The sequence below is a fragment of the Pseudomonas edaphica genome (genome assembly GCF_005863185.1).
GTDB lineage: Bacteria > Pseudomonadota > Gammaproteobacteria > Pseudomonadales > Pseudomonadaceae > Aquipseudomonas > Aquipseudomonas edaphica.
This window is the reverse complement of sequence record NZ_VBVZ01000358.1, coordinates 1-6,452: the sequence shown is the minus strand read 5'-3', so window position 1 is coordinate 6,452 and position 6,452 is coordinate 1. Positions and strand designations below refer to the sequence as shown.

Here is a 6,452-nt window from a genome sequence, read left to right as displayed (position 1 = left end):
TCGCAAGTGAAGGGTTCTTCCAGGAACACCAGCTTGCCATTACCGACTTTCTTCTCGGCGACCACGTTGTAAGGTGCGTCATACACAAAGGCATCGGCCTTGCCGTTGACCACGTCCAGCACGCCTTCCTGCTCGTTGTCATAGCCGTGGTACTTGGCTTTGGAGATCAGTTTCCTGGCAACCATCTCGCCGGTAGTGCCGAGCTTGGAGGTCAGGCGGTATTTCTCGTCGTTCAAATCTTTGTAGGACTTGATCGTGCCTTCCAGGTCCTTGCGAATCAGCAGGGTCTGGCCGACCACGATGAAGGGTTCGCTGAAGTTCAGGCGCAGGTTGCGTTCCTGAGTCAGGGTCATACCGCTGCCGATCATGTCGAACTTGCCGGTCAGGAAGGCTGGGATAATGCCGTCATAGCCGGTGGACACCAACTCCAGCTTGACGCCCATGGACTTGGCCATGGCCTTGAGAATGTCGACTTCAAAGCCGATGATTTCACCGCGCTTGTCGGTCATTTCGAACGGCATGTAGGTCGGGTCCATGCCGACTTTCAGCGTGCCGCGCTTGACCGCATCGTCGATGGCGCCCGCATGCGCCGCAGTGGCCGCGACCAGCGCGGTGACGCCGAGCATCAGCATCGAAAGATACTTTTTCAAAATCAAGTCCCCTGAAAGATTCTTATAAGGCCGGCGCGCAAAAGGGCTGCACCCATTCGGGGTGCGATCCTAACCCACTCGTTGCCCGTCACAAAGGTTTCACGGGTAAATGTTATCGGCGCATGTCGCAAAAGCCCCACAATGGTGCATCACTGCGCAGGGGCTAGACACATCAGCGCAACAGGCCGGCAATTCATTGATGTGTAAGCAGTTATGACGCTTAGTCGATCTCCGCCATCCAGTCCGTGTCCTTGAACCACTTGTCGTGCAGCCGATCGTAGGTGCCATCCTGGGCAATTTGATTGAGGAAGTGGTTGATCCAGTTGAGGCTGTCGTAGTCGCCTTTTTTCAGGCCAAACGCCAGAGGCTCAAAGGTAAACGGTTGCTCAAGGGCAAAGAGCCGGTGGTTTTCCGGCCTGGCCAGCGCAATCAGGTTGTAGGGTGCGTCATGGACGAAGGCGTCGGCCTTGCCCTCGACCACTTGGCGCACGCCTTCTTCCGGCGTGGTAAAAGTGCTCAGGCGCGCCGCGCCCAAAAACCGCTGCGCAGCCGCTTCGCCGGTCGTGCCTTCAGTCGCGGCGATGCGGTAACCCGCCTCGTCGAGATCTTCGATGCTGGCAATCTTGCCGGCCAGGCTGGGGTTCAGCAGCACGGTCTGGCCGACCACAATAAAGGAGTCGCTGAAGTTCAGCTTGAGGTTGCGCTCCTGCGTCACCGTCATGCCGCTGCCGATCAGGTCGAACTTCTTCGCCATCAGCCCCGGTAGCAACTCGGTATATGGCACCGCGACCAGTTCAAGCTCGACGCCCAACGCGCGGCTCATCGCCTGCAGCAAGTCGATTTCGAAACCGACGATGCGGCCCTGCTTGTCCTTCATTTCAAAGGGCACATAGGTGGGCGTGGTGCCGACTTTAAGCACACCGCGTCGAACCGCCTCATCGAGGGCACCAGCGCTCAACCAGCCTGCGTAAATCAATGCGATGACGCCGCTCAGCACCGCCAAACAATACCTTTTGATCATTAATCCCCCTGCGACCTAGTCAATTTGGGGGCGATGCTACCCCAGCGACAGGCACGGCAATACGCTTCGAACAAAGGTCTTTTGTTTCGAAATAACAAGGGGTTAGCGTTATCAAGAAGATGTTCTAAACGCTGTAGGACCAGCGCATCTAACGCCCCCGAGGTGAGCCCTCGGGGGCGTCGGAATCAGGCCGGTTGGGCCTGGGAAGACAGCGGTTGCAGCGGCAGCAATGGCGCGTGCGGATCAGCCTTGACCGAAGCACGCCAGGCACCGAGCCACTCGGCGTGACCTTCAGTCCACACCTGCTGATGCAGGCGAGCCAAGGCTACCGGGTCGCTGAGCAATGCCAGGCGCTCGCCGTTGTTGAGGCCAGCGGGGCCGACTTTCAGCGCGTGGCGCACACGTTCCTGACGCAAGTGCTCGATGGGCTCCGCCTCACGGTGACGCGAGGTCGCCAGGGCACAGGCCAGTGCGTTTTGCTGCGGGTCGACCACCGAGCGCACAAACCCGTCATTGAGGGCGTGCCAACGGTTTTCGTGGGTGTATTGCTCGGTCGACAGCAAGGCTTGCGGCGGGTTGTATTCCTCTGGGATCAGGAACAGGCTCTCGTCGCGAGACTTGAGGCCCAGCTTGACCCGGCTGGAGATCACCGACACCGGAATCGACAGCATCAGCGAGCCGACGATCGGAATCAGCCACCACAGGAAGCTTGGGTTCAACCACACCACCAACAGTGCCCACAGAAAGCCCAGCAGGGTCTGTGGACCGTGGCGCTTGACTGCCTCGCTCCATGGCGTGGAGTCGTCGTCACGCTGCGGCGAGTTCCAGGTCGCAGCCCAGCCCAGGAACGCGGCGAGCACGAAACGGGTGTGGAAGATCATGCGCACCGGCGCCAGCAGCATGGAGAACAGCATCTCCAGCAGCATCGACAAGGTCACCTTGAACTTGCCACCGAACTCTTTCGCGCCCTTGGCCCAGATCAGGATGATGCTGAGCAATTTAGGCAGAAACAACAGCACGATGGTGGTGGAGAACAGCGCCACCGCCTTGTCCGGGTGCCATTGTGGCCACAGCGGGTACAGCTGGCGTGGCGCCATGAAGTACTGCGGCTCCATCAAGGTGTTCACCGCCAGCAACGCCGTCGACAGCACCAGGAAGAAGAACCACAACGGCGCCGACAGGTAGGACATCACGCCGGTCAGGAACACCGCACGGTGCACCGGGTGCATGCCTTTGACCAGGAACAGGCGGAAGTTCATCAGGTTGCCGTGGCACCAGCGACGGTCACGCTTGAGTTCATCCAGCAGGTTCGGCGGCAGTTCTTCGTAGCTGCCCGGCAGGTCATAAGCAATCCACACGCCCCAGCCGGCACGGCGCATCAGCGCGGCTTCAACGAAGTCGTGGGAGAGGATCGCACCGGCAAACGCGCCTTTACCCGGCAACGGCGCCAGGGCGCAGTGCTCGATAAACGGCTTCATACGAATGATGGCGTTGTGACCCCAGTAGTGGGATTCACCCAACTGCCAGAAGTGCAGGCCAGCGGTAAACAGCGGGCCATAAACACGGGTGGCGAACTGCTGCATGCGCGCATACAGGGTGTCCATGCCCGACGCACGTGGCGCGGTCTGGATGATCCCGGCATCCGGCGTGGCTTCCATCAAGCGCACCAGGCTGGTGAGGCATTCACCACTCATCACGCTGTCGGCGTCGAGCACCACCATGTACTTGTATTCACCGCCCCAGCGACGGCAGAAGTCGTCGAGGTTGCCGCTCTTGCGCTTTACGCGACGGCGACGGCGGCGATAGAAGATCTTGCCGAAACCACCGGCTTCGCGGCACACATCAAGCCAGGCTTGCTGTTCAGCGATGCAGATATCGGCTTCGTTACTGTCGCTGAGCACGAAGAAATCGAAACGGTCCAGGTCGCCAGTGGCGGCTACCGATTCGAAAGTAGCGCGCAGGCCGGCAAATACCCGGGGCACGTCTTCGTTGCAGATCGGCATCACCAGCGCAGTGCGGGCATCCTTTGGAATCGGCTCGTCACCAGCACTTTTACCGGAGATCCGGTATTTATCGTGGCCGGTCAGCAGCTCCAGGAAGCCCATCAGCGCGGTCCAGAAACCGGCCGACACCCAGCAGAACAGAATCCCGAACATGATCAGGATGCTGGTTTGCAAGGCGTAAGGCAGCACCTGGGTGGCCGTTTGCAGCAGGGTCTGGTTGCGGATTTCGTCGAAGTCGACCAGCGACCAGCCCTGGTACGGCATGATGCCTTTCATGTACCAGCCGGCCACAATGGTCTGGCCGAGCATCAGCACCAGCAGGATATAGCGACGGATCGAACCCACGGTACGCCAGCGTGCTGCCGGCAATACGCGCTCATCCTTCGGCGGGGCCGGAGGGTTGGTGCGACCGGTCATCCGGCGCCAACCACGCACCAGGATATTGGTACGCCATGGCTCCGGCACCACTTTGGTCCGACGGATCGGCGGCGTGGCCTTCAGGCAAACCCGGCCGTTAGCGTCAAGCGCCAGCATCTCGGCGTCTTGCAGCTCTTCGGCGGTATTGAGCGTCAACCGGCGGCCGACCGAGGCTTGGGCGGCCTCGGTGGGTGCGTCGAACGTCTTTGACGACAAGCGTTCGTGCAGCTCGCTGAAGGAGGTGCAGCCCGCCAGTTCGGCGCGCTGCTCTGCGGTCATCGGGAGGTGCGCCAGGTACTCGGACAGGGTCTCTGGCGTGGCTTGAGAATTACTCATCGGCAGGCAACTGATAGCTCCAGGTTTCGGTCAGGACGTGTTCGGTCTTTTCCGGCTCCGGATTGGCGGGGGCAGCCTCTGGCTGCTTGGCGTCCTTGTCTTTCGCTTCCTTGGCGTCTTTCCTGGCCTGTTTTTCGTGTTGCTTGGCCAGCAGCTTGTCGGCCTTGAGCACTTGGGTCGAGACCTTCTCAGGCTCAGCTTTCACGATGTCTTCGACCAGCGCGGCACGCATTTCGGTGGGCTTGCCTGCGTCCTTGATCTTCATGCGCAGGGTCAGGCGCCAGCCTTTGGTGTGCTCGTTGTAGCGCACGCTGTTTTCAACGATTTCGGCGTTGTCGCCCACGCTCACCTGGCTGCGCACTGGCGCATCCGGTGGCAGGTTCTTCAGGGACGGGCCCTCGAAGTCCACCAGGTAGGCCACGCTGCCGTCAGGCTGGCGGATCAGGTTGGATTGCTTCACGTCACCGGTGGAGCGCAAGGTCTGCTTGACCCAGGCGCTGTCGGCCGGGTGCAGGTCTTTCTCGTCCATGGTCCAGTGCAAGCGGTAGCTGACGTCCAGCGGCTCGCCGACTTTCGGCAGCTCGGCCGGGCTCCAGAACGCAACGATGTTGTCGTTGGTTTCGTCGGCGGTCGGAATCTCTACCAGGTCGACAGAACCCTTGCCCCAGTCGCCTTCAGGTTCGATCCAGGCGCTTGGGCGCTTGTCGTAGTTGTCGTCCAGGTCTTCGTAGTGGCTGAAGTCGCGGCCACGTTGCAGCAGGCCGAAGCCACGCGGGTTTTCAACGGCGAAGTTGCTGACCGACAGGTGTTTAGGGTTGTTCAGTGGGCGCCAGATCCACTCGCCATTGCCGGCATGGATCGACAGGCCGCTGGAATCGTGCAATTCACGACGGTAGTTGAGCACCTTGGACGGCTGGTTTGCGCCGAACAAGTACATGCTGGTCAGCGGGGCGATGCCCAGCTTGCTGACCTTGTCACGCAGGAACATCTGGGATTTGACGTCGACAATGGTGTCGGTGCCCGGGCGCAGGGTCAGGCGATAGGCGCCGGTTGCGCGTGGCGAGTCCAGCAGGGCGAAGATCACCAGCTGTTTCTCGCCCGGTTTTGGGCGTTCAATCCAGAACTCGGTGAAACGCGGGAATTCTTCACCGGACGGCAATGCAGTGTCGATCGCCATGCCACGGGCCGACAGGCCATAGGCCTGGCCTTTGCCGACGACGCGGAAGTAGCTGGCGCCGAGCATGGTCATGATTTCGTCTTGCTTGTCGGCCTTGTTGATCGGGTACAGCACACGGAAACCGGCATAACCCAGCTGTTCGGTGGCTTTAGGATCAAATTTCACATCGCCGAAATCGAAACGATTTGGGTCGTACTTGATTTCCTGGACGCTGTCGGCGGTCACTTCGTTGATTTTCACCGGCGTGTCAAAGTGCATGCCCTGGTGATAGAAGGACAGCTTGAATGGCGTGTTCTGATCGGCCCACTCGGCTTTTTCGTTGCGGAAACGAATCTTCTGATAGTCCGCGAATTTCATTTCGCGAAATTCGTTCGGCAGATTGCTGCGCGGAGCTTCGTATTTCTGCCCGGCCAGCTCTTTTGCCTTGGCCGACACATCATCCAGACTGAATGCCCACAGTTGACCCGCCCCGAACAGGCAAAACAGGGCAGAGCCCGTTACCAGTGCGTTTCGTAACCGTTTGGCAGACAATTTTGGTGCATTACAGGGACTAACAATCACGAGCAACCCTCGCCGAAAACAGATCAAAAAACCAACGGCCAGCTATCTATATGCCAGGTTGGCGAGCATTGTTCCGACTCCTCTGGGTCAAAATGATTCCCCAAAGGCCGTCGGACAAGTCTCTACCTAAGTCAAAAATGGACCAATTTACGCTGATCCCCATAGCGCGCGATTATCTAGTAGCCCGCGAAACAACGCATCAGGGACAACGAAGTATTTGTAGCGAAACCCTGCGTTTTTAGGCATTAAAGTCGTTTTTAATACATTCATGTCTGTAAGAGGAAGGT

General features: G+C 59.4%; 3 protein-coding genes and 1 pseudogene. All 4 read right to left on the bottom strand.

All coding sequences use genetic code 11. The features are described 5' to 3' along the window. The coding region (locus FEM54_RS21355; protein ID WP_138452868.1) for a transporter substrate-binding domain-containing protein at positions 1 to 650 on the bottom strand (650 nt) is incomplete at its 3' end. A gap of 220 nt (positions 651 to 870) precedes the next feature. After that, a complete protein-coding gene (locus FEM54_RS21350) occupies positions 871 to 1,671 on the bottom strand; it encodes a transporter substrate-binding domain-containing protein (protein ID WP_138452866.1) in 801 nt (266 codons plus the stop codon). Positions 1,672 to 1,782: 111 nt separating this feature from the next. After that, positions 1,783 to 4,427 (bottom strand): annotated as a pseudogene (mdoH, locus tag FEM54_RS21345) (glucans biosynthesis glucosyltransferase MdoH). Then, the gene (locus FEM54_RS21340; protein ID WP_169986745.1) at positions 4,420 to 6,108 is read right to left on the bottom strand and encodes a glucan biosynthesis protein G; all 1,689 of its coding nucleotides are present in this window, start codon (positions 6,106 to 6,108) and stop codon (positions 4,420 to 4,422) included. The pseudogene mdoH and the gene FEM54_RS21340 overlap by 8 nt, the downstream one beginning before the upstream one ends. Positions 6,109 to 6,452: the final 344 nt, after the last annotated feature.